Source organism: Paraburkholderia phenazinium (assembly GCF_900141745.1).
Taxonomy (GTDB): Bacteria; Pseudomonadota; Gammaproteobacteria; order Burkholderiales; family Burkholderiaceae; genus Paraburkholderia; species Paraburkholderia phenazinium_B.
Genome location: NZ_FSRM01000001.1, coordinates 1,830,323 through 1,853,406, shown reverse-complemented (window position 1 = coordinate 1,853,406; position 23,084 = coordinate 1,830,323). Strand labels below are relative to the sequence as shown.

The 23,084-nt window shown below is 61.4% G+C and carries 24 protein-coding genes and 1 tRNA gene; 10 read left to right on the top strand and 15 right to left on the bottom strand.

Going from position 1 to position 23,084, the window contains the following annotated elements; genetic code table 11:
* Positions 1-31 precede the first annotated feature (31 nt).
* Positions 32-220 (bottom strand): hypothetical protein, encoded by a 189-nt coding sequence (locus BUS06_RS08670; RefSeq protein ID WP_074263902.1) that lies wholly within the window; start codon positions 218-220, stop codon positions 32-34.
* 179 nt (positions 221-399) lie between these two features.
* On the opposite strand from BUS06_RS08670, the gene BUS06_RS37790 reads away from it, so the two are divergent.
* Positions 400-573, top strand: a complete 174-nt coding sequence (locus BUS06_RS37790) for a hypothetical protein (RefSeq protein WP_167379377.1) — start codon at positions 400-402, stop codon at positions 571-573.
* Positions 574-730: 157 nt separating this feature from the next.
* Here BUS06_RS37790 and BUS06_RS08665 read toward each other — a convergent pair whose 3' ends face one another.
* On the bottom strand, positions 731-1,336 hold the full coding sequence (locus BUS06_RS08665) for a helix-turn-helix domain-containing protein (protein WP_074263901.1): 606 nt from the start codon (positions 1,334-1,336) through the stop codon (positions 731-733).
* A gap of 123 nt (positions 1,337-1,459) precedes the next feature.
* On the opposite strand from BUS06_RS08665, the gene BUS06_RS08660 reads away from it, so the two are divergent.
* From BUS06_RS08660 to BUS06_RS37360, 5 genes are all read left to right on the top strand, one after another.
* Positions 1,460-2,194 carry an SDR family oxidoreductase gene (locus tag BUS06_RS08660; protein ID WP_074263900.1) on the top strand — a complete coding sequence of 245 codons (735 nt, stop codon included), beginning with the start codon at positions 1,460-1,462 and terminating at the stop codon, positions 2,192-2,194.
* Entirely contained in the window at positions 2,191-3,525 is a 1,335-nt protein-coding gene (locus BUS06_RS08655; protein WP_074263899.1) for an S-adenosylmethionine:tRNA ribosyltransferase-isomerase, read from the top strand. Before BUS06_RS08660 ends, BUS06_RS08655 begins: the two co-directional genes overlap by 4 nt.
* Positions 3,452-3,610 (top strand): DUF3309 family protein, encoded by a 159-nt coding sequence (locus tag BUS06_RS08650; protein WP_074263898.1) that lies wholly within the window; start codon positions 3,452-3,454, stop codon positions 3,608-3,610. The genes BUS06_RS08655 and BUS06_RS08650 overlap by 74 nt, the downstream gene beginning before the upstream one ends.
* A 105-nt stretch (positions 3,611-3,715) precedes the next feature.
* Positions 3,716-3,792 (top strand) — tRNA-Pro (locus tag BUS06_RS08645).
* Positions 3,793-3,940: 148 nt separating this feature from the next.
* Positions 3,941-4,138: a hypothetical protein gene (locus BUS06_RS37360; RefSeq protein WP_143787481.1), complete on the top strand. Its 198-nt coding sequence runs from the start codon at positions 3,941-3,943 to the stop codon at positions 4,136-4,138.
* Positions 4,139-4,327: 189 nt separating this feature from the next.
* Here the strand turns inward: BUS06_RS37360 and BUS06_RS37785 are convergent, their stop codons facing one another.
* Together BUS06_RS37785 and BUS06_RS08635 are read right to left on the bottom strand one after the other, a co-directional pair.
* Entirely contained in the window at positions 4,328-4,486 is a 159-nt protein-coding gene (locus tag BUS06_RS37785; protein ID WP_167379376.1) for a hypothetical protein, read from the bottom strand.
* A 193-nt stretch (positions 4,487-4,679) separates the two neighbouring features.
* The gene (locus tag BUS06_RS08635) at positions 4,680-4,940 is read right to left on the bottom strand and encodes a DUF4148 domain-containing protein (RefSeq protein ID WP_074263896.1); all 261 of its coding nucleotides are present in this window, start codon (positions 4,938-4,940) and stop codon (positions 4,680-4,682) included.
* Positions 4,941-5,205: 265 nt separating this feature from the next.
* On the opposite strand from BUS06_RS08635, the gene BUS06_RS08630 reads away from it, so the two are divergent.
* The 3 genes from BUS06_RS08630 (at position 5,206) to BUS06_RS08620 (ending at position 7,568) form a co-directional block, all read left to right on the top strand.
* Positions 5,206-5,541 carry a hypothetical protein gene (locus BUS06_RS08630; protein ID WP_074263895.1) on the top strand — a complete coding sequence of 112 codons (336 nt, stop codon included), beginning with the start codon at positions 5,206-5,208 and terminating at the stop codon, positions 5,539-5,541.
* Between the two features lie 605 nt (positions 5,542-6,146).
* The gene (sixA, locus tag BUS06_RS08625) at positions 6,147-6,608 is read left to right on the top strand and encodes a phosphohistidine phosphatase SixA (RefSeq protein WP_074263894.1); all 462 of its coding nucleotides are present in this window, start codon (positions 6,147-6,149) and stop codon (positions 6,606-6,608) included.
* 144 nt (positions 6,609-6,752) lie between these two features.
* A complete protein-coding gene (locus tag BUS06_RS08620; RefSeq protein WP_074263893.1) occupies positions 6,753-7,568 on the top strand; it encodes a GNAT family N-acetyltransferase in 816 nt (271 codons plus the stop codon).
* Between the two features lie 131 nt (positions 7,569-7,699).
* Here BUS06_RS08620 and ppx read toward each other — a convergent pair whose 3' ends face one another.
* On the bottom strand, positions 7,700-9,280 hold the full coding sequence (gene ppx / locus BUS06_RS08615; RefSeq protein WP_254368786.1) for an exopolyphosphatase: 1,581 nt from the start codon (positions 9,278-9,280) through the stop codon (positions 7,700-7,702).
* Positions 9,281-9,483: 203 nt separating this feature from the next.
* Here ppx and ppk1 point away from each other — a divergent pair, with 203 nt between their 5' ends.
* Entirely contained in the window at positions 9,484-11,547 is a 2,064-nt protein-coding gene (ppk1, locus tag BUS06_RS08610; RefSeq protein WP_074263891.1) for a polyphosphate kinase 1, read from the top strand.
* A 7-nt stretch (positions 11,548-11,554) separates the two neighbouring features.
* Here the strand turns inward: ppk1 and phoR are convergent, their stop codons facing one another.
* The 10 genes from phoR to ftsH form a co-directional block, all read right to left on the bottom strand.
* On the bottom strand, positions 11,555-12,868 hold the full coding sequence (gene phoR / locus BUS06_RS08605) for a phosphate regulon sensor histidine kinase PhoR (protein ID WP_074263890.1): 1,314 nt from the start codon (positions 12,866-12,868) through the stop codon (positions 11,555-11,557).
* Between the two features lie 98 nt (positions 12,869-12,966).
* Entirely contained in the window at positions 12,967-13,668 is a 702-nt protein-coding gene (gene phoB, locus BUS06_RS08600) for a phosphate regulon transcriptional regulator PhoB (protein WP_006051991.1), read from the bottom strand.
* A 27-nt stretch (positions 13,669-13,695) separates the two neighbouring features.
* Positions 13,696-14,400 (bottom strand): phosphate signaling complex protein PhoU, encoded by a 705-nt coding sequence (gene phoU / locus BUS06_RS08595; protein WP_074263889.1) that lies wholly within the window; start codon positions 14,398-14,400, stop codon positions 13,696-13,698.
* Between the two features lie 29 nt (positions 14,401-14,429).
* On the bottom strand, positions 14,430-15,278 hold the full coding sequence (gene pstB, locus BUS06_RS08590) for a phosphate ABC transporter ATP-binding protein PstB (RefSeq protein ID WP_074263888.1): 849 nt from the start codon (positions 15,276-15,278) through the stop codon (positions 14,430-14,432).
* 15 nt (positions 15,279-15,293) lie between these two features.
* Entirely contained in the window at positions 15,294-16,190 is an 897-nt protein-coding gene (pstA, locus tag BUS06_RS08585) for a phosphate ABC transporter permease PstA (protein ID WP_074263887.1), read from the bottom strand.
* Positions 16,187-17,173, bottom strand: a complete 987-nt coding sequence (gene pstC, locus BUS06_RS08580; protein WP_074263886.1) for a phosphate ABC transporter permease PstC — start codon at positions 17,171-17,173, stop codon at positions 16,187-16,189. Before pstC ends, pstA begins: the two co-directional genes overlap by 4 nt.
* 112 nt (positions 17,174-17,285) lie before the next feature.
* Positions 17,286-18,317, bottom strand: a complete 1,032-nt coding sequence (gene pstS / locus BUS06_RS08575; protein ID WP_074263885.1) for a phosphate ABC transporter substrate-binding protein PstS — start codon at positions 18,315-18,317, stop codon at positions 17,286-17,288.
* Between the two features lie 309 nt (positions 18,318-18,626).
* On the bottom strand, positions 18,627-19,985 hold the full coding sequence (gene glmM, locus BUS06_RS08570) for a phosphoglucosamine mutase (protein WP_074263884.1): 1,359 nt from the start codon (positions 19,983-19,985) through the stop codon (positions 18,627-18,629).
* A gap of 28 nt (positions 19,986-20,013) precedes the next feature.
* Positions 20,014-20,826 carry a dihydropteroate synthase gene (gene folP / locus BUS06_RS08565; protein WP_438803536.1) on the bottom strand — a complete coding sequence of 271 codons (813 nt, stop codon included), beginning with the start codon at positions 20,824-20,826 and terminating at the stop codon, positions 20,014-20,016.
* A gap of 197 nt (positions 20,827-21,023) precedes the next feature.
* Complete coding sequence (ftsH, locus tag BUS06_RS08560; protein WP_074263882.1) at positions 21,024-22,913, bottom strand: ATP-dependent zinc metalloprotease FtsH; 1,890 nt, start codon at positions 22,911-22,913, stop codon at positions 21,024-21,026.
* Between the last annotated feature and the right edge of the window lie 171 nt (positions 22,914-23,084).

The following is a 23,084-nucleotide window of genomic DNA, read 5'->3' as shown; positions in this document are numbered from 1 at the left end:
GCGCCGGCGTGCCCGCGCCGGTGCTTCGCCTTTATTGCGGCGGCTGCGCGGGTCGCGCCGTATCCGGCGTGTCCAGCATGGAAGGCGGCCGGTCGTCGGTCGGCACGCCGTGATAATCAGCCGGGTCTTTCGGCGGCGAGCCATGGTGGCCGGACGCGGGATCATTCGAGCAGCCCGCCAGGACTACTGCAGCAAATACAATCAAAAGGGCGCGATTCATAGACTCTCTAAAGGAAACATAACAGCGCAAGCGCGCCGAGAGTCTACCTGCAAAGTCTTTTTGCGGCAGTGGCCGCCATCGGCCATCACGACGCCGTGTGCCTATGCGTATGACATATGCCGTTTTTTGCCGTCTGACCTACTATGTACACATGGCTGCAATCGACGAAGGAGGCTGCCATGGACGCTGAATCGATCGCGGGTTTTGTCGGGCTCGCGGTGGGCCTGCTGGTCCTGATAGGTTTGTCGGTTTTCGAATCGCGGACCTACCGGCGTGAGCACAACGGTGAAGGCATGATGCATCACTGGCTGTCCGAGCATCACGTGCTCAACTGGACGCGCCGCAGGCACTGACCCGGCGCCGACACCGCGCTGACCTCTACCGCCCTCGCGGCCATTCAGTTTTACAGCCGCGAGATGCGCTACGCTCGGTCGGCATGATCCGATTTGCCGCGCGGTAACGAAGCCCCGCGGCACGGAAGGTTATTGCGCTGTCCGCGACGCCGCAGCGCTATACCCCAGCCTTGGCCAGCACCACAATCGATACCCCTAACGCGTCGCGCTGCGGATCCTCATTGCGATACGAATGCGGCACATGGCCAGGAAACGCGAGCACATCGCCCGTTTCGAGTCCGTGCCGTTCACCCGCCACAAAAATCGCGACCCGCCCTTCCATGCAGGTGAAGTACTCGCGCGTGCCGGGCAGATGCGGCGTGCCACGCATGTAGGCGCCCGGCGCAAACGCCATCGTCTCCAGAATGCCATCCGGCACAGGCTCCGGGACCAGTGGGCGGATCGTCAAACCGTTGCCGCGATTTTGCGCGGAGATATCGTCGACTGACCATTTGCGGACCTTGGCACGTGGCGAGGCGAGCAATTCATCGAGCGGCGCGCCAAGCGCACTGGCCACCTTCATCAGCACCGCCAGCGATGGATTGCCTTCGCCCGATTCCAGATTGGCCACCGTCGAACGCGGCACTCCCGACGACTTCGCCAACCCTTCCTGGGTCAACGCACGCGCGTGACGCAACGCTACGAGGTTGCGCGCCAGATGCTGGGCCGCGTTCGACCTGTCGGGCCCGCTCTCGGGAGCGGGTTCAAAAGCAGTCTCGTCCATCGTATCGACTTTCTGACAAGGAATTGGACATCGCACTCGGCCGTGCGCCGTGGGGTTCCTATTATCGGGCCATCGAGACGGCGCGGGTGAAGCGATCGTCTCGCCCTGAACCGGAGAACTCACATGATCCACACGCCCCACAATCTGCAAGACATTCGTGTCGCTCTGACCGGCGGGACCTCGGGGCTCGGCCTCGCTTTGATGGACGAACTGCTGACGCGCGGCGCGCGCGTCGCTTTCGTGGCTCGCGATCAACGGCGCGTGGCCGAGGTGGCTGCGGCACGTCCGAAGGTGGCGGGTATCGTCGGCGATATGTCGAACAAGGATGACATCTATCCGCTCGCGATGCAGATCAGCGGCCTGCTCGGCGGCGTCGACGTGCTGGTGAACAATGCATCCGCGCTCGGTCCAGTGCCGCTCGCGCTGCTCGCCGATACGGAGTGCGAAGATTTCGAAACGGCGCTGGCGACCAATCTGCTCGGGCCGTTCCGCCTCACGCGCGCGCTGCTTGGCTCGCTCACTGCCGCCGCACGCGAACGGGGCGGCGCCGTCGTGCTGAACGTCTCGAGTGATGCGGCAATCGAGCCGTATCCGGGCTGGGGCGCATACGGTGCGAGCAAGGCCGGCCTGCGTCATCTGAGCCGCATCTGGGACCAGGAACTGGCCACGCAGAAAGTGCGTGTGCTGTCGCTCGATCCTGGGGACATGGACACACCGCTGCATGCCCTCGCTGCGCCCGGCGACGACCCCACGACCCTGAAGCGTCCCGCCGACGCAGCTCGCGAATTCGCCGACGCAATCGAAGCGGCATTGCATGCGCTGCGCGATCCGGCCCACCTTGAAGGAGTACGAGCATGACGATGCGCGCCGCCACGCTGCCTGTTCAACGTCCTCACGATGCACGCCTGCTGGTGGTCGACCGTCACGGGCATATCGAGCATCGACCACGCCACGCATTCGTGGAACTGCTGCGCCCGGGCGATTGCGTAATCGCGAACGATGCTGCAACGCTACCCGCCAGTCTGCACGGCATCCATCGACGCAGCGGTGCCGTGATCGAAATTCGCCTCGCGGGACGCGCGTCGCTCGATCCACAAGACGTCAAACGCTTTACTGCCGTGGTGTTCGGGGGCGGCGATTTTCACACGCCGACCGAAGCACGTGCTGCCCCGCCACTGCTCGCGCCTGGTGACCGGCTGAGCTTCGGCAAGCTCGAGGCGACCATCGTGCGGATGCTCGATCATCCGCGTCTCGTGGAGCTGCAGTTTCATGCGGACGCGGCGCACATCTGGGAGACGCTGGCACAACAAGGCAAGCCGGTGCAGTACGCCCATCTGCACGAGGCGCTGGCGTTATGGGATGTGTGGACGCCGATCGCCGCACAGCCAGTGGCGTTCGAACCGCCCTCCGCCGGCTTCGTGCTCGACTGGCGCAGCATCGATGCGCTGCAGGTGCGCGGCATTCCGTTTGCGACGTTGACGCACGCAGCGGGCCTGTCATCCACCGGCGACGCGGCGCTCGATCAGCGCTTGCCGCTCGACGAACCCTATCGCATTCCGGCGGCCACTGCTGCGCTGATCGCTGCGACGCGTGCACAGAAGGGACGCGTCGTCGCTATCGGCACGACAGTTGTGCGGGCGCTTGAACACGCGGCGAGCAGCAACGGCGTCGTGCACGCGGGCGACGGCGTCGCCACGCAACGAATCGGACCACAGACGCAGTTGCATGCGGTGGATGTGATTGTCTCCGGTACGCATGAGCCGGACACCAGCCACTACGCGTTGTTGCGCGCCTTCACCGATACCCTGACGCTGCAGGGCGTGACCGATGAGCTGGAGGCGCATCGCTATCGCACGCATGAGTTTGGCGATTCCGTGTGGATCGAGCGGCGTGCCTGCGTCGTGCGAGACGCGCGGATGCGCCCGGTGGATCCGCGCGAACGGGAACGTTGCCCAGCGCCGGGCATAGGCCTTGCTGACTCGCACCGCAAGGACAGCGCGATGCCGGCGGTCCCGTCAAGCCGGCCCAACCGTGCCGGACCCACCCTACGCAACGTACGCACCGTATCAGACGAACTGGCGCCAGTCGCGCACTCGCCTGACAAGGAGACATCGCATGACACTCGGAACCATCCTGCTGATCATCCTGATCCTGCTGCTGATTGGCGCCCTGCCAAGCTGGCCGTATAGCAGCGGCTGGGGCTACCGGCCGACCGGCCTGCTCGGTATCGTACTGATCGTGGTGATCATCCTGCTGCTGATGGGACGAATCTAGTAGGTCAGGTGAAGCGCTGATCGCGCTCCTTCAGCTTCTCGTTTGCGCTTTTTCTATTTCAGGATTGACGGTCATAGGTCAGACCAGATAGAATCTCTGATTCGTCGGAGCGTAGCGCAGCCTGGTAGCGCATCTGATTTGGGATCAGAGGGTCGTAGGTTCGAATCCTATCGCTCCGACCATGGAATCAAAGGGTTACACGTTTCGGCGTGTAACCCTTTTTCTTTTCGATCGGGCATGGACGGTTCAGAATGTTTTCTGTCCGCCGCTGACGAATGCCCTGACTCTGCTCGCTGACGAATACCCTGACTCTGCTTAAAGGATCGATCCGTGCGCAAATTCGTATTGCTCATCCTGCTCGCGACGTTCGTCGCAGCGTTCGCACCTGTCACTGCCGAGGCGCGTCCACGAGTCGTCTGCAAGCACGTCTGGTATCGCGGTCATCTGGTGCGTCGTTGTCGTCAGGTGCCACCGCCGCGACATCATCGGCATCGCCGGCCGCCGCATCGCCAACCGGGCTACGTTTGACGTAGGGCATTGCGTCGGCAGCAACGATGCAGGCACCCGGCGTCCAATGCGGCCGTCGCTGTCTTGATTATTGGAGCCTGGCAGCGACGTCCTGGGATACGTCGGATGCACTAACATCGAAGCAAAGCTTGTGATGCAGGACGCCTCACAAGGACAAACGCGTTTGGCGCGGATGATCCGCGCCAAGCGTCAATGCCTGGGTCGACTGAACTCGTAAAGCCGCCGACGCTGCATCTCGCCGATCACGCGCTTGCGCACACGCTCGCGCCGGTAGTGACCAATGGCGAAAACCACCGCAATCAACAAGACCAAAAATCCAATAGCGGTGGCCAAAACAGTCGCGTCCATAGCGGCCTCATGTCAGATGCTGCGTTCAACTGCAGCGGCGTTCAATCACTGCACAGCTAACACCCACAACAATCTGTGCGCCGCACAGGCGCCCTTTCGGGTCACCCTACGTACGACTCAACGACCGCACAGCCATACAACACATGCTCAAACCGCTCGCCAAGGCAGCATTTCGCTACCGCGCCTGACGACCTTAATGACCTGCTTGCGACGAGCCGTTGCTGCCGACGCCATAGCCGCTCGCGTCGGCCTTTTCGGCGGCAACACGAGCTTCGGCGGCTTGAATGTTCTCGGGGTAGTTCATCCAGTCGCGCGGGTTATAGCCGGCCTTCTCCAGCTCCACGAGTTGGGCGCGCACTTCCGCGCGCGTCAACGGTTGGCTCGATTGCGCAAATGCTGCAAGCGGTGCAGCGATCAGGGCGGCGATAACAGCAGCTTCGATCAGCGACTTCATGACGACTACCTCCAGAAATTGTCTTATCTGTCGCGACACCGACCACGGTGTTCGACGTATGACAACATTTTATGGTTAACCATGACTAGGGTAAATACCTATGCGATGAAAACACTGTTGTCAAAAACATTCCAATACTGGGATAGCGCCTGACCATTGTTGACAGTGTCTTTCGTCACGCCGTCATAGCATTGGAACTCCGGTCCGGCGCCCGTCACTGGAAGTCGCCGCAACCGTCCATTAGCCCGTCGCGGATGGATATCGGATGCTAAAAAACACGCCACATGCCAAGCTTCAACCCAAGGGCGCGCAGAAACTGATGTTCCTGGATCAGGAGATCGCACATATTGCGTCGGTGATGCCGGCCAGCCTGGCCGAGGGCCGAGGCGGACCGATCCTGTCGTCGCGTTACTGGCGTACCCGGCTCAACAAGCTTCTGGATGCCGCCCATCTGACGCGCTCTCAGTTGTACGCATTGGATCGTCTGCTTCGCCAGCTCGATGCATTCGAGGCGAAACACCGGCGGGCCGAAGCGGCCAACGACCCGTCCGCGTTGCTCAATATCTCCACAACATGCGTGCCGCATCCGCGGACGTCCTGATCTGCCCACTGGTTTGTCCATCGTGCAAACGACGCCTCGCGAAACGCGACTTGTCTTTTGGCGAACTGTTGGCTTGATAACGGTGCTCGCTGAATCGTCTATCTAAGATGACTGCTGACCAAATTCCACGGGATCAAGCCATGCGCTATCCGTTCGATATCGCCGTTACGTATGCCCTGCTAGTGCTCGTGATGTGCTGCGTGGTGAAGCTGACCGTAGCCTGAATCGAGCCCAATCAGCCGCAGCTTTACAGCTCGAGCCGATAGCGACCCTTCACACACACGACCGCGCTCGGGCGCGCGCATGCTGTGGCTGCTGCCGTCCATTCGCGGCGACGCCTCCCAGATCCAGATCCGCCACAACAGGCGCAGAAAGCCGCTCCATGTCACACAGCGTGTGGCAACACCACCTGAACTGGCTGAACATCCCCTCCGCTGCACGCCCTTTAGCAAACCACCTTGCTGTCACGCACGCAGCCATGCGACAGTGGTACAACACTGCGTCGCTCGAAAGTCCGCACCCATCTTGCATGGGACCGGAGCAAGAGCTCTGCATGGGACCCGAAGCGCGCCAAAGCGCCGCTCCGGTCGATAAAGGAGACAGCCATGAACCTGATCCTCTGGCGCCATGCCGAGGCCGAAGAGATCGCGCCGACCGACCTCGCCCGCCAGTTGACCGTGCGCGGCCGCAAGCAGGCGCAAGCCGTGGCGAAGTGGCTGCGCGCGCGGCTCGACGAGGACGCCATGATTCTCTCGAGTCCGGCGGCGCGCACCATCCAGACGGTCGAGAGCCTCACCGACCAATACCGCGTGGTGCGCGAACTCGCGCCCGGCGCCAGCGCCGCTGACGTGCTGACCGCCGCCGGCTGGCCAGCAGGCATCGCATCGACGGTAGTGATCGTCGGCCATCAGCCCACGCTCGGTCACGTCGCTGCACAGTTGCTTGCGAACAACAGCGAATCGAGCTGGCCGCTCAAGAAAGCTGGCGTATGGTGGCTTGCAAACCGGGAGCGCGACGGCGACGAGCAGGTCGTGCTGCGCGCCGCCATCAGCCCGGATCTGCTGTAACCGACCGTAAAAGCTTGCGGTTCAAAAACGCCGTTTAGCTTACGGACCGACATCTAACGGTCACAACATTGCCATGCGAGCGTCATCGGGCGTTACTACATTGGCGAAAAAGCGAATTTCTCCTTTTTCGACCAGGAACGCCACATGCAAGATCTGCCGACGTCCTCCCTGCCATTCGCTTCGAATCTCGAGACGCGTCGCCGTCTGCCGCGTGCCGAGGAAACGGTTACCGCGCAACACCGGCTGCAAGTAGCCTGGGCGCGGACCGAAGAAGAACTGCGCGAAGCCCAGCATCTGCGTTACCGGGTTTTCGCCGACGAAATGGGCGCCCGTCTGACGGGCCCTGCAGGCCTTGATGTCGACGCATTCGATCACTACTGCGATCACCTGCTGGTGCGCGATCTCGATACGCTGAAAGTGGTCGGCACCTATCGCGCGTTGCCACCGCATCAGGCCGCGCGCATCGGCCGCCTGTATGCCGAAAGCGAGTTCGATGTTTCGCGTCTCACTCACCTACGGCCGAAGATGGTCGAAGTGGGCCGTTCATGCGTGCACCCGGACTACCGCAGCGGCGCGGTGATCATGTCGTTGTGGGGCGGTCTCGCAGCGTACATGATGCACAACGGCTACGAAACGATGCTTGGCTGCGCAAGCGTGTCGATGGCCGACGGCGGCCACTACGCGGCGAACCTGTACTGCGCGCTGCGCGACAACGCGATGACGTCGCAGGAATACCGGGCCTTTCCGCACACGCCGCTACCCGTCGAAGAGTTGCAAACCGGCGCGAACGTTGCGCCACCGCCGCTCGTCAAAGGTTATCTGCGAGTTGGCGCAAAAATTTGCGGCGCGCCGGCCTGGGATCCTGACTTCAACACGGCCGATTTTCTGACGCTGCTGCGCCTGTCTGAAATCAATGAACGCTATGCACGTCACTTCCTGGGCGATGCATTGCCGGGGTGAGCGAAGCGACGCCACACTTCTTCGCAGGTGCGAATGCAAAACAGCCCGGCAGATTGGCTCTGCCGGGCTGTTTTGTTTTAAACATTGCTGCTGCGTATAGGTGTAGCCAGCGGGGCGCGATCGACGTATCGTCAGTCGTCCGTATAAACGACGCGATACGGGATGCCCACCTTCTCCCATTCCGCGGCTTCCTGAATCATGCTGTAGTCAGTGAGCGGGTTGTTCGCCACCCATTCCTTCGGCAAACGCACTTCGTAGCCATTGTTCACGCGACTTACGGCAATACCCGGCAAACCGACATCCGCACGGCGCCGGCACAACAGCGCAGCGAGACGCAGACAGAACAGCAGCGGCCACTCCACCTCACGCGTTTGCGACAGTTTGCCGAGCTTGCCCGCATGGCCCAGCACGAGCGCCGCGAGACGCGCCTGATCAGTGCGCGAAAAGCCCGGCATGTCCGCGTTGCTGGCGATATAGGCCGAGTGCTTGTGATACGCGCTGTGCGAGATGGACAGCCCGATCTCGTGCAGCGACGCCGCCCAACTCAGGAACATGCGGTTCTCGGCGCGACGTTCGCCATCCGGCTCGTCGAACTGATCGTAGAAGCTCACCGCCAGATCGCCGATGCGCCCTGCTTGCGCGCGATCCACGCCGTAGCGGCGCATGAAGCCTTCCACGGTGACCGTGCGCATATCTTCGTGCTGCGAACGCCCCAGCAGGTCGTACAGCACGCCGAGACGCAAGGCGCCGTCGGTGGTGTCGACGTAATCGACACCCAGTTCGTCGAACACGGCCAGCATGATCGACAGGCCGCCCGCCAGCACCGGAATCCGGTCCGCTTTCAGCGCCACCAGTTTCAGCCGGTTGACGTTCTCAGCCTTGATCAACGCACGCTTCAGGCGTTCGAGGCCGCCGCGCGAAATGCCATGCGTGATGCCCGCGTCGTTAAAGCCGTTCGCTTCCACCAGTTCCGCGAGCGCCCGTGCCGTGCCCGACGAACCAATGGCTTGTTCCCAGCCGGTTTTCTTGTACTCGTGAGAAATGATCTGGATTTCGCGGCCGGCGGCAAGCTCGGCCTGACGCATCGTGTACTCGTCGACGTTGCCGGCCGGAAAGAAGGTCCGGCTATGGCTCACGCAGCCGATATACAGGCTTTCCATCTTGATCGGCGTGTAGTGCGAGCCGATGATGAATTCCGTGGAACCGCCGCCGATATCGACCACCAGCCGTTTACCGGGACTGGCGGGCACCGAGTGCGCGGCGCCGGCGTAAATCAGACGGGCCTCTTCACGCCCGGCAATCACTTCGATCGGGAAACCCAGTGCCGCGCGGGCCTCGCCGAGAAATTCACTCGCGTTCTTCGCGATGCGCAGCGTATTCGTGGCGACGGCCCGAACATGATCGGGATGGAAATCGCGCAGCCGTTCACCAAAGCGTTTGAGCGCGTCCCAGCCACGCACCTGCGAGGCGCGGTCGAGCATCTTGTCGCTCGACAGGCCCGCGGCGAGCCGCACGGGCTCGCGTAGCGCGTCGACCTGATAGATCTGGCTGCCGGCATCGGTTTCTTCGACCCGGCCCACGATCAGACGAAAGCTGTTCGAGCCAAGATCGACGGCAGCGAGAAGTTGTGGCGTGTTGACCATCGATTGAGCGGACTCCATACGCGCAAGCGCGGCTATCTTGTTGCTAGCCCCGCCGTTCAAAGACGACATTTTAAGCGTACCGGACCTCACGATGTAACCTTGGCGGTGATTGGCGTGCGGTATGGTCCCATATTCCCTGCGTCATATTTACGACACAACGACAGAAGAGCGTAAAATTTATGACAATTCGACTGTCATAAGAGCTTCATCATACTGTGAGAATTTCCGAGCGTCTTTCACCGTCTCTTCCCGAGCTTCCATTCTCGCCGCCGATGTCCACCCGCTACCCCCTACTGAATCGCGAACTGGGCATCCTGGGTTTCAATGAGCGTGTACTGGCGCAAGCCGCTGATCCCGCCGTGCCCTTGCTCGAACGCCTGCGTTTCATCTGCATCACCAGCAGCAACCTCGACGAATTCTTCGAAGTCCGTATGGCCGGACTGCAGGAGCAGATGCGCGACAACCCGGGCGCACTGTCGCCGGACGGCATGTCGCTGCAGCACGTCTATGACCTCGTGGTGGAGCGCGCGCAGAAGCTCGTGCATCGCCAGTACCGCATGCTGCACGACACCGTGCTCTCCGCGCTCGAACAGGAAGGCATCTATTTTCACGGCACCGAAGCGTGGAATGAAGCGCAGACCGAATGGGCGCGCAATTACTTCTTCGACGAACTACTGCCCGTATTGACGCCAATCGGACTCGATCCCGCGCATCCGTTCCCGCGCGTGCTCAATAAAAGTCTGAATTTTGTGGTCGAACTCGAAGGCAAGGACGCCTTTGGACGCCAGGCACTGATGGGCATCGTGCAGGCGCCGCGCGCGCTGCCGCGGCTCGTGCGCATGCCGCAGGAACTCTCGGGCTACCCGCACGGCTTCGTGCTGCTCAGCTCGTTGTTGCAGCGCTTCGTGGGCGAACTGTTCCCGAATCTGGTGGTACGCAGTTGCAACCAGTTTCGCATCACACGTAACAGCGAACTGTTCGTGGATGAAGACGAAATCACCAATCTGCGCGTCGCGCTGCAAGGCGAACTGCCGGCGCGGCACCTGGGCAACGCGGTGCGCCTCGAAGTATCGGCGGAGACGCCCGCGCATCTGGTACAGCGCCTGCTCGACGAAAGCGGCCTCTCGGATAAAGACTGCTACTTCGTGGATGGCCCCGTCAATCTGGTGCGGCTGATGCAGTTGCCGGAGATGGTGGACCGGCCGGATCTGAAATTCGTCCCGCACATTCCGTCGATCCCGACGCAGATCGCCAATAGCGCGAGCCTGTTCGACGTAATCGATAACGGCGATGTGCTGCTGCATCACCCGTACGAAAGCTTCCAGCCCGTGCTCGAACTGCTGTTGCAGGCGGCCAAAGATCCTAACGTGATGGCGATCAAGCAGACCATCTACCGCACCGGCACCGATTCGCCGTTAATGGACGCGCTGATGCAAGCCGCCCGCAACGGCAAGGAAGTCACGGTGGTGGTGGAACTGCTCGCGCGCTTCGATGAAGAAACCAATATCAACTGGGCCGCGCAGCTCGAAGCCGTGGGCGCGCACGTCGTGTATGGCGTCGTGGGCCACAAGTGTCACGCGAAGATGATGTTGATCGTGCGGCGCGTGTCGCACAACGGCAAGATGACGCTCAAGCGCTATGCCCACCTCGGCACGGGTAACTATCACCCGCGCACGGCGCGTCTGTACACCGACTTCGGGTTGATGACGGCCGACCAGAAGATCTGCGAAGACGTGCACCACGTGTTCCAGCAGCTCACGGGCATTGGCGGCGAACTGAAGCTGCACGAACTGTGGCAATCGCCGTTCACGCTGCATCCGAAGCTCATCGAGGCGATTCGCGCTGAAGCGGACCACGCACGCGCCGGCAAGAAGGCGCGCATTGTCGCCAAGATGAACGCCCTGCTCGAGCCGACCGTTATTGCGGAGCTGTACGAAGCGTCGATGGCAGGGGTGAAGATCGATCTGATCGTGCGTGGTGTGTGTTCGTTGCAGCCGGGCGTACCGGGGCTGTCCGAGAACATCACGGTGCGCTCGATTGTCGGGCGCTTCCTCGAGCACCATCGGATTTTCTACTTCTACGATGGCGGCAAGGAACAGGTTTACCTGTCGAGCGCCGACTGGATGGATCGCAATTTCTTCCGGCGCGTGGAAGTGGCGTTCCCGATCAACAACCGCCGCCTGAAACGCCGCGTGATTGCGGAGGGTCTGTCGGCGTTCCTCGGCGACAACCAGTCCGCATGGCTGATGCAAAGCGATGGACACTATCGCCGGCGCAGGCCGGGCAAGTCCTCACGTAATGCGCAGATGAGCCTGCTTGGGAAGTTCTGCATCTGACGCTAGGTCAGGCCGGCGCAGGTTGCCGCCGCGCCGTGCGGAACACCGGGAAGCGCACGGTGAACGTGCTGCCGCGCCCCTCTTCGCTCTTCACTTCGAGCTGCGCATCGTGCCGTTGCAACACGTGCTTGACGATCGCAAGGCCCAAACCTGTGCCACCCGTGTCGCGCGAGCGGCTGCGGTCGACGCGGTAAAACCGTTCGGTGAGCCTGGGAATATCGGCAGCGGGAATCCCAAGCCCGCTATCGGTCACGGAAAACACTGCGCTGCCACCGCTCGACTGCCACGTCACGTGAATCTTGCCGCCGTCCGGCGTATAGCGGATCGCATTGGTCACCAGGTTGCCAAGCGCGCTCAGAATCTCGGTCTCGACGCCCGTCACGGTGAGCCCCTCATCGGCGTCGAAGGTGATGCAATGGTGATCGCTCGAAAGGCTTTGAGCATCGTCGCGCAGGTGCCGTAGCACGGCACGCATGTCGATCATCTGATCGCTCGGCGGCTTGTTGTCGCCTTCGAGCTTGGCGAGCACCAGCAGATCGTTGACGATATGCCGCATACGTGCCGCCTGCTGCTCCATCAGTTCAAGGTAGCGGGCGCGCTCGGCTTCGCCCAGCGGCAATTCGCGCATCGTTTCGAGGAACCCGGACAACACGGTCAGCGGCGTCTTCAGTTCGTGCGACACATTGGCCACGAAATCGCGCCGCATCGCGTCGGTACGTTCGAGCTCGGTGATGTCCTGCGACAACACCAGCTTGCGGTTCTCGCCGTACGGAAACACCTGCACCGACAGCACGTTCTGGCGCTTCTCGCCCATCCCGCGCATGATCAGCATCTGCTCGTAGTGATGCGAGTTCAGATAGCGCACGAAGTCCGGCTGACGCACGAGGTGGGTGATGTGCTGCCGCAGATCGCGCTTCGCATCGAGGCCGAAATGCACTTCGGAAATGGCATTACACCACTCGATCTGATCGTGATCGTCGAGCATGGCAACGCCGTTCGGCGAAGCCTGGATGGCCTGGATGAAACGCGAATGCTGCTGCTCGACCTGACGCACCTGGGCATGCCAGCGCTTCGCGAGCTTGTGCAGCCGGTAATAGATTTCGCCCCAGATACCCGGCGCGCTCGGCACTTCGCCGTAGACCGGCGCATCGAGCAGGCGCCACAGACGCTGTTTATGGAAGGTGCTAAAAGCGCTCTGTGCGAGCAGAACGACGACCGCGAAGATCAGTGCCGCCTTGACGTTAACGAACACGCCAAGCAATGCGCACAGAACAGCAAGCAGCACGATCGAGACAATGGAACGCGCCCAGATGATGTTCATGTTCTAGCGATCGAAGAGAAGACAATGCGCGCCGCGAAGCAATTTCGCGGCGCGTTAGCGCAGGTGGCCTTAAGTGCAGCTAAACCTGCCAGGCGTAATCAGGCGCTTTTCGCAAGCCTGTAACCACTGCCCCGGACCGTCTCAATCATAGCATCGCAACCCGCCGGCTTAAGCGCGGCGCGCAGGCGCTTGATGTGGACGTCCACCGTGCGCTCTTCGACGAACACGTGATCGCCCCACACCTGATCGAGCAGTTGCGTGCGGCTATGCACGCGCTCCGGATGCGTCATGAAGAAGTGCAGCAGACGGAACTCCGTCGGCCCGAGATCGAGCTTGATCTCGCTGCCTTCTGCATGCGCCGCGACACGATGCGTGGCCGGATCGAGCTTCAGTCCGTTGATCGCCACCACGTCCTCGGTCAACTGCGGTGCACGGCGGCGCAGCACAGCCTTGATACGCGCCATCAGTTCCTTCGGCGAGAACGGCTTGGTGACATAGTCGTCCGCGCCGATCTCGAGACCGAGCACCTTGTCCTGTTCATCGCCACGTGCGGTCAGCATGATGATCGGGATGTGTTTGGTCCGCTCGTTGTTGCGCAGATCGCGCGCAAATGCGATGCCCGATTTGCCCGGCAGCATCCAGTCGAGCAGGACGAGGTCCGGCAGCACATCGCTGATCAGGTTTTGCGCCTGCTCCGCGTTATAGGCGCGGATCGGGCAATGGCCCGCGTGTTGAAGATTGACCGAAATCAGCTCGGAAATAGCGGGCTCATCTTCGATGACGAGAATGCTGCTAGGCATCGGCACCTCTTGACCTTTATGCAGGGGTTAACTAAGTGCTTCGCGTTCGAGCGCGTCGCGCGACTTGTGCCGCACGTCGGTACCCTTGACGATATAGATGATGAATTCAGCGATGTTCTTCGCGTGGTCGCCGATCCGCTCGATCGCCTTGGCGATGAAGAGGAAATCGAGGCCCACGGAAATCGAACGCGGATCTTCAGTCATGTACGAAATCAGCTTGCGCACGAAGGCGCGGAATTCTTCGTCGATCGCCTTGTCGTCGCGCACGATCTGCGCGGCGGCCACCGTATCGAGGCGCGCGAACGCGTCGAGCGCACGGCGCAGGATCGTCACTGCCATCTCACCGGACAGCTTGATCTCGGCGATATTGATGGTGCGCGAGGCGCCGTCTTCCATCAGACGCTTGGTGCGCTTGGCGATTTTTTCCGCTTCGTCGCCGGCGCGCTCGAGATTCGTGATGGTCTTCGAGATCGCGATCAGCAGGCGCAGGTCACGCGCGGCCGGCTGGCGGCGCGCGATGATGTTGCTGCACTCTTCGTCGATATCGACTTCCATCTTGTTCAGACGCTCTTCGGCGGCGATAACCTGCTCGCACATGTCCAGGTCGAAATTGTTGAGCGCGTGCATCGCATTGACGATCTGCGATTCCACAAGGCCGCCCATTTCGAGAACCTTCGACGAAACGAGATTCAGATCGGCGTCGAACTGGCTGGAGAGGTGTTTATCGGACATGTCGTACTCCCTAATGGTGCTCGTCGGGGTTAACCAAAGCGGCCGGTGATGTAGTCCTCGGTTTCCTTGCGGACCGGCTTGATGAAGATCTTTTCGGTATCACCGAACTCGATCAGCTCGCCGAGGTACATATAGGCAGTGTAGTCCGAACACCGTGCAGCCTGTTGCATGTTGTGGGTAACGATCACCACGGTGTAGTCGCTCTTCAGCTCTGCAATCAGTTCTTCGATGCGGCCCGTCGAAATCGGGTCGAGTGCCGAGCACGGCTCGTCGAGCAGCAGCACTTCCGGACGGATCGCAATGCCGCGCGCAATGCACAGACGCTGCTGCTGGCCACCCGAGAGGCCGTAGCCGCTCTGACCGAGCTTGTCCTTCACTTCATTCCACAGCGCTGCCTTGGTGAGCGCCCATTCGACGCGGTCATCCATTTCCGAGCGCGGCAGCGTTTCGAACATCTTCACGCCGAAGGCGATGTTGTCGTAGATCGACATCGGGAACGGCGTCGGCTTCTGGAACACCATGCCGATCCGTGCACGCAGCAGCGAGATATCGCGCTTGGTGGTCAGCAGGTTTTCGCCGTCCATCAGGATCTCGCCTTCCGCGCGCTGCTCCGGATAGAGCGCGTACATCTTGTTGAAGGTGCGCAGCAGCGTGGACTTGCCGCAGCCCGACGGGCCGATGAACGCCGTCACCTTGCCTTCGGGAATGCGCAGGTTGATGTTCTTCAACGCGTGGTACTTGCCGTAGAAGAAGTTGAGATCGTTGACCTGGATCTTCGGCTGCGCCGACGCTTGGGCACTGTCGCCCTGGGCGGGGTCGAAACCGGCGGGCGCGGTCGGACGCGCAATCGGGTTGAGTTGAGTTTCTGCCATGTTCATCGGATTACTCCGCCCTTACTTTTTCGAAAAGATCGTACGCGCGAGGATGTTCAAACCCAGCACCCCGAGCGTGATCAGGAAGACGCCGGCCCAGGCAAGCGATTGCCACTGCGGGAAGGCGCTCATCGCAAACTGATAGATCGTGACCGGCAAGTTTGCGACCGGCTGATTCATGTTCCACGAGAAGAACTGATTCGACATCGCGGTGAACAGCAACGGTGCGGTTTCACCGGCAATCCGGGCAACGCCGAGCAGCACGCCTGTGATAATGCCGGCTACCGACGCCTTCAGCGTAATCGACAACACCATCTTCCACTTCGGCGTGCCGAGCGCAAAGGCCGCTTCACGCAGCGCGTTCGGCACCAGCTTCAGCATATTTTCAGTGGTACGAATCACAATCGGAATCTGCAGCAGCGCGAGCGCGAAGACACCGGCCCAGCCGCTGAAGTGGCCGAGCTTCGCCACCACCAGCGCATAGACGAACAGGCCCACGACGATCGAAGGCGCCGACAACAGGATGTCGTTGATAAAACGCGTCACGCTGGCAAGCCAGCCCTTCTGACCGTATTCGGCCAGATAGACGCCGGCCAGAATGCCGATCGGTGTGCCGACGAACGTCGCCAGCACGATCAGCATCAGGCTGCCGACAATCGCGTTCTGCAAGCCACCACCATCGGTGTTCGGTGGCGGCGTGTTCTGCGTGAACAGCTCGATCGACAGACCACCGACGCCCAGACGCAGCGTCGTATAGAGAATCCAGACAAGCCAGATGAGACCAAAGGCCATCGCGGCAAGCGAGAGCGTGAGCGCAATCGCGTTCTTGATGCGGCGGCGACCCTGCAGCTTGACGCGCATTGCCTCCAGTGCAGCGGGATCCGCCGAACCCGGCATATTCATGATGGGCTGGCTCATTTTGCGCCCTCCCCTTTCTCGAGGCGAAGCAGCATGACTTTCGAAATCGCCAGGACGATGAAGGTAATCACAAACAGGATCAGACCCAGTTCCATCAACGCTGACGTATGCAGGCCCGGATCCGCTTCCGCGAATTCGTTGGCGAGCGCCGAGGTAATACTGTTACCCGGTGAGAACAGCGAGACGTTGTCGAGCAGATTGGTGTTGCCGATCACGAACGTGACGGCCATCGTCTCACCGAGAGCACGGCCAAGACCCAGCATCACGCCGCCGATCACGCCACTCTTGGTGAACGGCAGCACGATCTTCCACATCACTTCCCAGGTCGTGCAGCCGATGCCATATGCCGATTCCTTCAGCAGGACTGGCGTGACTTCGAACACGTCGCGCATCACCGAGGCGATGTACGGAATGATCATGATCGCGAGAATCACGCCCGCACACAAAATGCCGATGCCGATGGGCGGCCCCTGGAAGAACGCGCCGATGAACGGCACGCTGCCGAGCACGGTGCCCAGCGGCTTTTCAAACCAGGTGGCGAAGATCGGTGCGAACACCAGCAGACCCCACATGCCGTAGACGATCGAAGGGATCGCGGCGAGCAGTTCGATGGCAATGCCGAGCGGCCGGCGCAGCCATGCAGGCGCGAGTTCAGTGAGGAACAGCGCAATGCCGAAGCTGACTGGCACCGCAATAACGAGAGCAATGATCGAGGTTGCGATCGTGCCGTAGATCGGCACCAGCGCGCCGAATTTCTTGCTGGGTGGATCCCAGTCGGCGGTCCACAAGAAGCTCAGACCGAACTCCTTGATCGACGGCCATGAGGCGATGATCAGCGAAAGGATGATGCCGCCGAGCAGCAGGAGCGTGATGATCGCGGCAAGGCGCGCGAGACCGCCGAAAATGACGTCGCCGGCGCGACTGGGCGCTTTCTGCTGCGCCGCGCTGCCGGACGTGCTCGACACGAGGGGGATGTCGGACATGGGAACCTATGTACCTGTAACCATACGCTGCATGACACTACGCCATGCAACCAGTACTACAGCCGCCCAGCCTCACATGAGGCTGGGCGGCTTGTTACTACGCGTTCGACGCTTACTCGGCGACTGACTTGCCCGATGCGTCCTTCACTTTTTCCTTCCACTGCGACTTGATTTCCGTCACAACCGATTCCGGCAGCGAGATGTAGTCGAGGCTGTCAGCAGCGCCCGAACCATTCTTGAACGCCCAGTCGAAGAACTTCAGCGTTTCGGTGCCTTGCGGTGCCTTGTCCTGAGTCGTGTGCAGCAGCACGAACGTTGCGCCGACGATCGGCCATGCGTCCTTGCCCGGCTCGTTCGTCAGGATCTGGTAGAACGACTTCGACCAGTCCGCGCCAGCAGCCGCTGCCTTGAACGTCTCCGTCTTCGGCTCAACCACGGTGCCTGCCGCATTCTTCATGTCGACGAACACCATCTTGTTTTGCTTCGCGTACGCCCATTCGACGTAACCGATTGCGCCCGGCAGACGTTGCACGAAGGCTGCGACGCCGTCGTTGCCCTTGCCGCCCGTGCCCGTCGGCCAGCTGACCGTTGCGCCTTCACCGACCTTCGACTTCCAGTCAGCGTTGACCTTCGACAGGTAGTTCGTCCAGATGAAGCTGGTGCCCGAACCGTCAGCACGGCGAACCACCGCGATGTCCGTATCCGGCAGCTTTGCCTTCGGGTTCAGTGCAACGATCGCCGGATCGTTCCACTTCTTGATCTTGCCCAGGTAGATGTCGCCGAGCACTTCGCCCGACAGCGTCAGTTGGCCCGGGGTCACGCCCGGCAGGTTCACCACCGGCACCACGCCGCCGACCACCGTCGGGAACTGGAACAGGCCGTCCTTGGCCAGTTCGTCGTCCTTCAGCGGAGCATCCGAGCCTGCGAAATCGACCGTCTTGGCGATGATCTGCTTGATACCGCCCGACGAACCGATACCTTGATAGTTGACCTTACCGCCGCCCGACTTTTGATAAGCGTCAGCCCACTTCGTATAGATGGGTGCTGCAAAGGTGCTGCCCGCGCCGGTGATGTCGGCGGCTTGAGCAGCGATCGCGAAGAGCGCGCCAGCCAGGCCAGCGAACGCGGTTTGCATCAATTTCATGTGATCTCCAGGGTGTGAGCGGATTACAGGACACCGCGAAGAATAGGGGCTATTTGTGACAGTAACGTGACGTATCGTGAATCACACGTGACAATAAGGTTACTGAAATGAAAGAAAAATCAGGGAGATGAAAGCTGTTTGAACGACGTTTTCGCCATGTGTGTAGAGATTAGGCGAAAAATACGCCGCGGCAACGTTTGCGTGCGGATGAAGGGGTTCTGGAAGGCTGGCGGATAAAATGGAAGCCGCGAGTAAGGACGGCGCCGTGCTCGGCCGCGTCCCTACCCGGCGGTACGCAACGGTTAGCCGTCAGGCGGTAGCCTGCTTGACCGCGCTGGCAATTGTCTCGGCGTGCTGGACCGCGTCATTCACATGCTGGGCCTCGACCATCACGCGCAGGACCGGCTCGGTGCCGGAAGCGCGAATCAATACGCGGCCATGTCCGTCCAGGGACGCCTCGGCTGCGCTAATCGCGCGGCGGATCTCGTCGCTCGCCTTCCAGTCGGCGCCCGGTTGCATGCGCACGTTGATCAGCTTCTGCGGGAACAGCGTCACGCCTTCGAGCAGTTGCGCGAGCGTCTTGCCGCTACGCTTCATGGCGGCGAGCACCAGCAGCGATGACACGATTCCGTCACCGGTCGAATGACGATCGAGCGAGAGGATGTGTCCCGAGCCCTCGGCGCCCAATTGCCAGCCGTGTTCGCGCAATTGCTCGAGCACGTAGCGGTCGCCGACGGCCGCTCGCACGAACTTCACGCCTGCATGCTGCAACGCCACTTCGACCGCCATATTGGTCATCAAGGTGCCGACTGCGCCTTCCACCTTGCCGTCCGTCTCGATACGGTCTTTGACCAGCACATACAGCAGCTCGTCGCCGTTATAGAGGCGGCCGGCCGAGTCGACGACCTGCAGACGGTCGGCGTCACCGTCGAGCGCAATGCCGAGATCGGCATGGTTCGCCCTCACCGCGCGGACCAACGCGTCCGGAGCGGTCGCGCCAACGCCGTCGTTGATGTTGAAGCCGTTCGGCGCCACGCCGATCGGGATTACGTCGGCCCCAAGTTCGTGGAACACATGCGGCGCGATGTCATACGCAGCCCCGTGCGCGCAATCGACCACCAGCCTCATGCCGCGCAGGTCGAAAGCCGCCGGGAACGTGCTCTTGCAGAACTCGATATAGCGGCCGGCCGCGTCATCGAGACGGCGCGCCTTGCCCAGTTGCTCCGAGGCGGCGCAAGCGAGCGGCTGATCCAGTTGCTCTTCGATCTTCAGTTCGACCTCGTCGGGCAACTTGTCGCCGTGGGCCGAGAAGAACTTGATCCCGTTGTCGTAGTACGGGTTGTGCGACGCGCTGATCACCACCCCCGCTGCAAGCCGCAGCGCGCGTGTCAGGTAAGCGATGCCCGGTGTCGGCATCGGGCCGGCCAGCATCACGTCGACGCCTGCCGCGGAGAATCCCGACTCAAGTGCGGCTTCGAGCATGTAGCCCGAAACGCGCGTGTCCTTGCCGATCAGGACCGTCGGGCGTTGGCCGGTGTGGGCCCAGCGATCCCCGCCCGCCAGCACCTTGCCGGCGGCATAACCGAGCCTCAACACGAAATCTGGTGTGATCGGGCCCTCGCCGACCTTGCCCCGAATGCCATCAGTACCGAAAAAGCGACGTGCCATCGTTATGTTTTCCTCTTTCTTCGAAGGGTCAGCTGCGACGCGTTGCGTCGCGCATGGCTGCCCAAACTTTTAATCCATCGACTGTTTCTGCGACATCGTGCACGCGCAGTATCGCAGCCCCGCGTTCGGCTGCACAGATGGCTGCGGCCACGCTTGCAGCCACGCGCTCCGACGCTGCCCGGCCGGTGACCGAGCCCAGCATCGACTTGCGCGACATGCCGGCCAGAATGGGAACCGGTGCGGCAAACGGCGGCTCGCCGCGCGGTGCCGTCTCCGGCAAGTGGGCCAGCAAGGCGTAGTTGTGTTCGACCACGGCCTTGCCGAAACCGAATCCGGGGTCGACGCTGATGCGCCGTTTTGCGATCCCTGCCTGCATCAACGCTACGACCCGTTGCTCGAGAAACGCCCGCACCTCGCTGACGACGTCCTCATAGGCCGGTTCACCCACCTGCATGGTCTGCGGCTCACCGAACATATGCATGACGCAGAGCCCGCACAGACTGTCGCGCACGGCGTCGATGGCGCCGGGCCTCCGGAAGCCCCAGATGTCGTTGATCAGGTCCGCGCCGGCGGCCAGCGCGTGGCGCATCACCTCGGGCTTGTAGGTATCGACCGATAGCGGTACCTGGGCGTCGTGCAACTGTTCGATGAGCGGTATCACCCGCTCCAGCTCCTCATCGAGCGGCACCGGCGGTGCGCCGGGACGGGTCGATTCGCCGCCGATATCGATCAGATCCGCGCCATCGAGCATCATCCGCTCGGCCTGCCGCAAAGCATCTCCGCGCATTTCGAACTTGCCGCCATCGGAGAACGAGTCGGGTGTGACGTTCAGAATGCCCATCACCAACGGCCGCTCGAAGCTCAGCGTAAAGCGGCCGCATTGCAACGGCTCAGGTTCGGGGAGATACGGTAGTGCGGTATTCGACACGTGACGGACCATGCAGCGGGTAATTGGGCGAATCGGGCGGATGAATAACGAAGAATGCAAAACGGGCCGGTGTGGAATCACACCGGCCCGCAAGTTGAACGTGGCTTCGATCAGGCCGGTGCAGTCGCGCTGCCCGGCTTCACCTCACTACCCGTGCTGCCACCCGAGGAAGCGTCCGTTGCCGACGGCGGCGAACTCTTCGGGGCGCGCGGCGGACGGCCTGCCATGATGTCGTTGATCTGATCGGCGTCGATCGTTTCCCACTCCATCAGGGCGGAAGTCATCGCTTCGACCTTGTCCCGGTTATCTTCCAGCAGGCGCTTCGCGAGGTTGTACTGCTCGTCCAGCACACGGCGGATTTCCGCGTCGACCTTCTGTTGCGTCGCTTCCGAAATGGTTCGCGTGAAACCGCGGCCAAACGGCGTAGCGTCGTTCTCGTCGTCCACGTAGACCATCGGTCCGAGCGCATCGGTCATGCCGAAACGGGCCACCATGGCGCGGGCCGTAGCCGTTGCCTTGTTGAAGTCGTCCGACGCGCCGGTGCTGATCAGGTTCAGGAACAACTCTTCCGCGACCCGGCCACCGAACAGAATCGCCAGACGATCCAGCAGGTAGTCCTTCGAATACGTTTCGTTGTCGTGCTCCGGCAACTGCCACGTCACACCCAGTGCGCGACCGCGCGGGATGATGGTGACCTTGTGCACCGGATCTGCCTTCGGCAACAGCTTGGCGATCACCGCGTGGCCCGACTCGTGGTACGCCGTGGCGCGCTTCGACTCTTCGCGGATCACGGCCGACTTGCGCTCCGGACCCATGAAAATCTTGTCCTTCGCGTCTTCGAAATCGATCATCTCGACGATGCGCTTGCCGCGGCGAGCCGCAAACAGCGCTGCTTCGTTCACGAGATTCGCGAGATCAGCACCCGAGAAACCCGGCGTGCCGCGTGCGATAACCGCTGCGTCGACGTCGTTCGAGATAGGTACCTTGCGCAGGTGGACCTTCATGATGTGTTCGCGACCGCGGATATCCGGCAGACCGACATACACCTGGCGGTCGAAACGGCCCGGACGCAGCAGCGCCTTGTCCAGCACATCCGAACGGTTCGTGGCAGCGATCACGATCACGCCCGAATTCGCTTCGAAGCCGTCCATTTCCACCAGCATCTGGTTCAGCGTCTGTTCGCGCTCGTCGTTACCGCCGCCCATGCCGGCGCCACGATGACGGCCGACCGCGTCGATTTCGTCGATGAACACGATACACGGCGCATGCTTCTTGGCCTGTTCGAACATGTCACGCACACGAGCCGCGCCGACACCGACGAACATTTCCACGAAGTCAGAACCCGAAATGCTGAAGAACGGCACCTTGGCTTCGCCGGCGATGGCACGCGCGAGCAGCGTCTTACCGGTTCCCGGTGGCCCGACCAGCAGCACGCCGCGCGGTATCCGCCCGCCTAGCTTCTGGAATTTCTGTGGATCGCGCAGGAAGTCGACCAGCTCGGAGACTTCTTCCTTGGCTTCGTCGCAACCGGCGACGTCAGTGAAATTGATTGCGTTATTGTTCTCATCGATCAGACGTGCACGGGACTTGCCGAACGAGAACGCACCCCCTTTCCCGCCTCCCTGCATCTGTCTCATCATGTAGAACCAGAACCCGATAATCAGGATTGTTGGTCCGAGGTAGTACAGCGCGGACACAAGCGCGTTCGGTTCGTCATCGGCCTTGCCGCTCACCTGAACGCCATACTTCATCAGGTCGCCGACCATCCAGATGTCGCCGGGCGACACGATCTGGTACTTCTGGCCGTCTGCTGGAGTGACCGTGAGGTTACGCCCCTGAACGATGACGTTCTTGACCTTGCCGTTCTTTGCGTCATCCATGAACTGCGAATAGGAAACGCCTTCCTGGACCCGGGGCTTATCGAACTGCTTGAACACCGTAAACAGCACCAGTGCGATAACCAGCCACACTGCTGCCTTCGAAAACATATTGTTGTTCAAAGCACCACTCCTTCACTCATAGACGGGCGCCTACATTTGCCTTGCGGCACCACTAAAGCATTCTAATCCAGTCCGCAGACCCCTGCCATAACGTTTCGCTACCACATAAATAGCGCAAAACGCTGTTCCAGTGCCGCTTTTCCGACAATTCCGGGACTCAAAAATGTCGCG

Coding starts and splice junctions, on each gene's coding strand:
- BUS06_RS08670 (WP_074263902.1), bottom strand. CDS start 220: ATGAATCGCGCCCTTTTGATTGTATTTGCTGCAGTAGTCCTGGCGGGC.
- BUS06_RS37790 (WP_167379377.1), top strand. CDS start 400: ATGGACGCTGAATCGATCGCGGGTTTTGTCGGGCTCGCGGTGGGCCTG.
- BUS06_RS08665 (WP_074263901.1), bottom strand. CDS start 1,336: ATGGACGAGACTGCTTTTGAACCCGCTCCCGAGAGCGGGCCCGACAGG.
- BUS06_RS08660 (WP_074263900.1), top strand. CDS start 1,460: ATGATCCACACGCCCCACAATCTGCAAGACATTCGTGTCGCTCTGACC.
- BUS06_RS08655 (WP_074263899.1), top strand. CDS start 2,191: ATGACGATGCGCGCCGCCACGCTGCCTGTTCAACGTCCTCACGATGCA.
- BUS06_RS08650 (WP_074263898.1), top strand. CDS start 3,452: ATGACACTCGGAACCATCCTGCTGATCATCCTGATCCTGCTGCTGATT.
- BUS06_RS37785 (WP_167379376.1), bottom strand. CDS start 4,486: ATGGACGCGACTGTTTTGGCCACCGCTATTGGATTTTTGGTCTTGTTG.
- BUS06_RS08635 (WP_074263896.1), bottom strand. CDS start 4,940: ATGAAGTCGCTGATCGAAGCTGCTGTTATCGCCGCCCTGATCGCTGCA.
- BUS06_RS08630 (WP_074263895.1), top strand. CDS start 5,206: ATGCTAAAAAACACGCCACATGCCAAGCTTCAACCCAAGGGCGCGCAG.
- sixA (WP_074263894.1), top strand. CDS start 6,147: ATGAACCTGATCCTCTGGCGCCATGCCGAGGCCGAAGAGATCGCGCCG.
- BUS06_RS08620 (WP_074263893.1), top strand. CDS start 6,753: ATGCAAGATCTGCCGACGTCCTCCCTGCCATTCGCTTCGAATCTCGAG.
- ppx (WP_254368786.1), bottom strand. CDS start 9,280: ATGTCGTCTTTGAACGGCGGGGCTAGCAACAAGATAGCCGCGCTTGCG.
- ppk1 (WP_074263891.1), top strand. CDS start 9,484: ATGTCCACCCGCTACCCCCTACTGAATCGCGAACTGGGCATCCTGGGT.
- phoR (WP_074263890.1), bottom strand. CDS start 12,868: ATGAACATCATCTGGGCGCGTTCCATTGTCTCGATCGTGCTGCTTGCT.
- phoB (WP_006051991.1), bottom strand. CDS start 13,668: ATGCCTAGCAGCATTCTCGTCATCGAAGATGAGCCCGCTATTTCCGAG.
- phoU (WP_074263889.1), bottom strand. CDS start 14,400: ATGTCCGATAAACACCTCTCCAGCCAGTTCGACGCCGATCTGAATCTC.
- pstB (WP_074263888.1), bottom strand. CDS start 15,278: ATGAACATGGCAGAAACTCAACTCAACCCGATTGCGCGTCCGACCGCG.
- pstA (WP_074263887.1), bottom strand. CDS start 16,190: ATGAGCCAGCCCATCATGAATATGCCGGGTTCGGCGGATCCCGCTGCA.
- pstC (WP_074263886.1), bottom strand. CDS start 17,173: ATGTCCGACATCCCCCTCGTGTCGAGCACGTCCGGCAGCGCGGCGCAG.
- pstS (WP_074263885.1), bottom strand. CDS start 18,317: ATGAAATTGATGCAAACCGCGTTCGCTGGCCTGGCTGGCGCGCTCTTC.
- glmM (WP_074263884.1), bottom strand. CDS start 19,985: ATGGCACGTCGCTTTTTCGGTACTGATGGCATTCGGGGCAAGGTCGGC.
- folP (WP_438803536.1), bottom strand. CDS start 20,826: ATGGGCATTCTGAACGTCACACCCGACTCGTTCTCCGATGGCGGCAAG.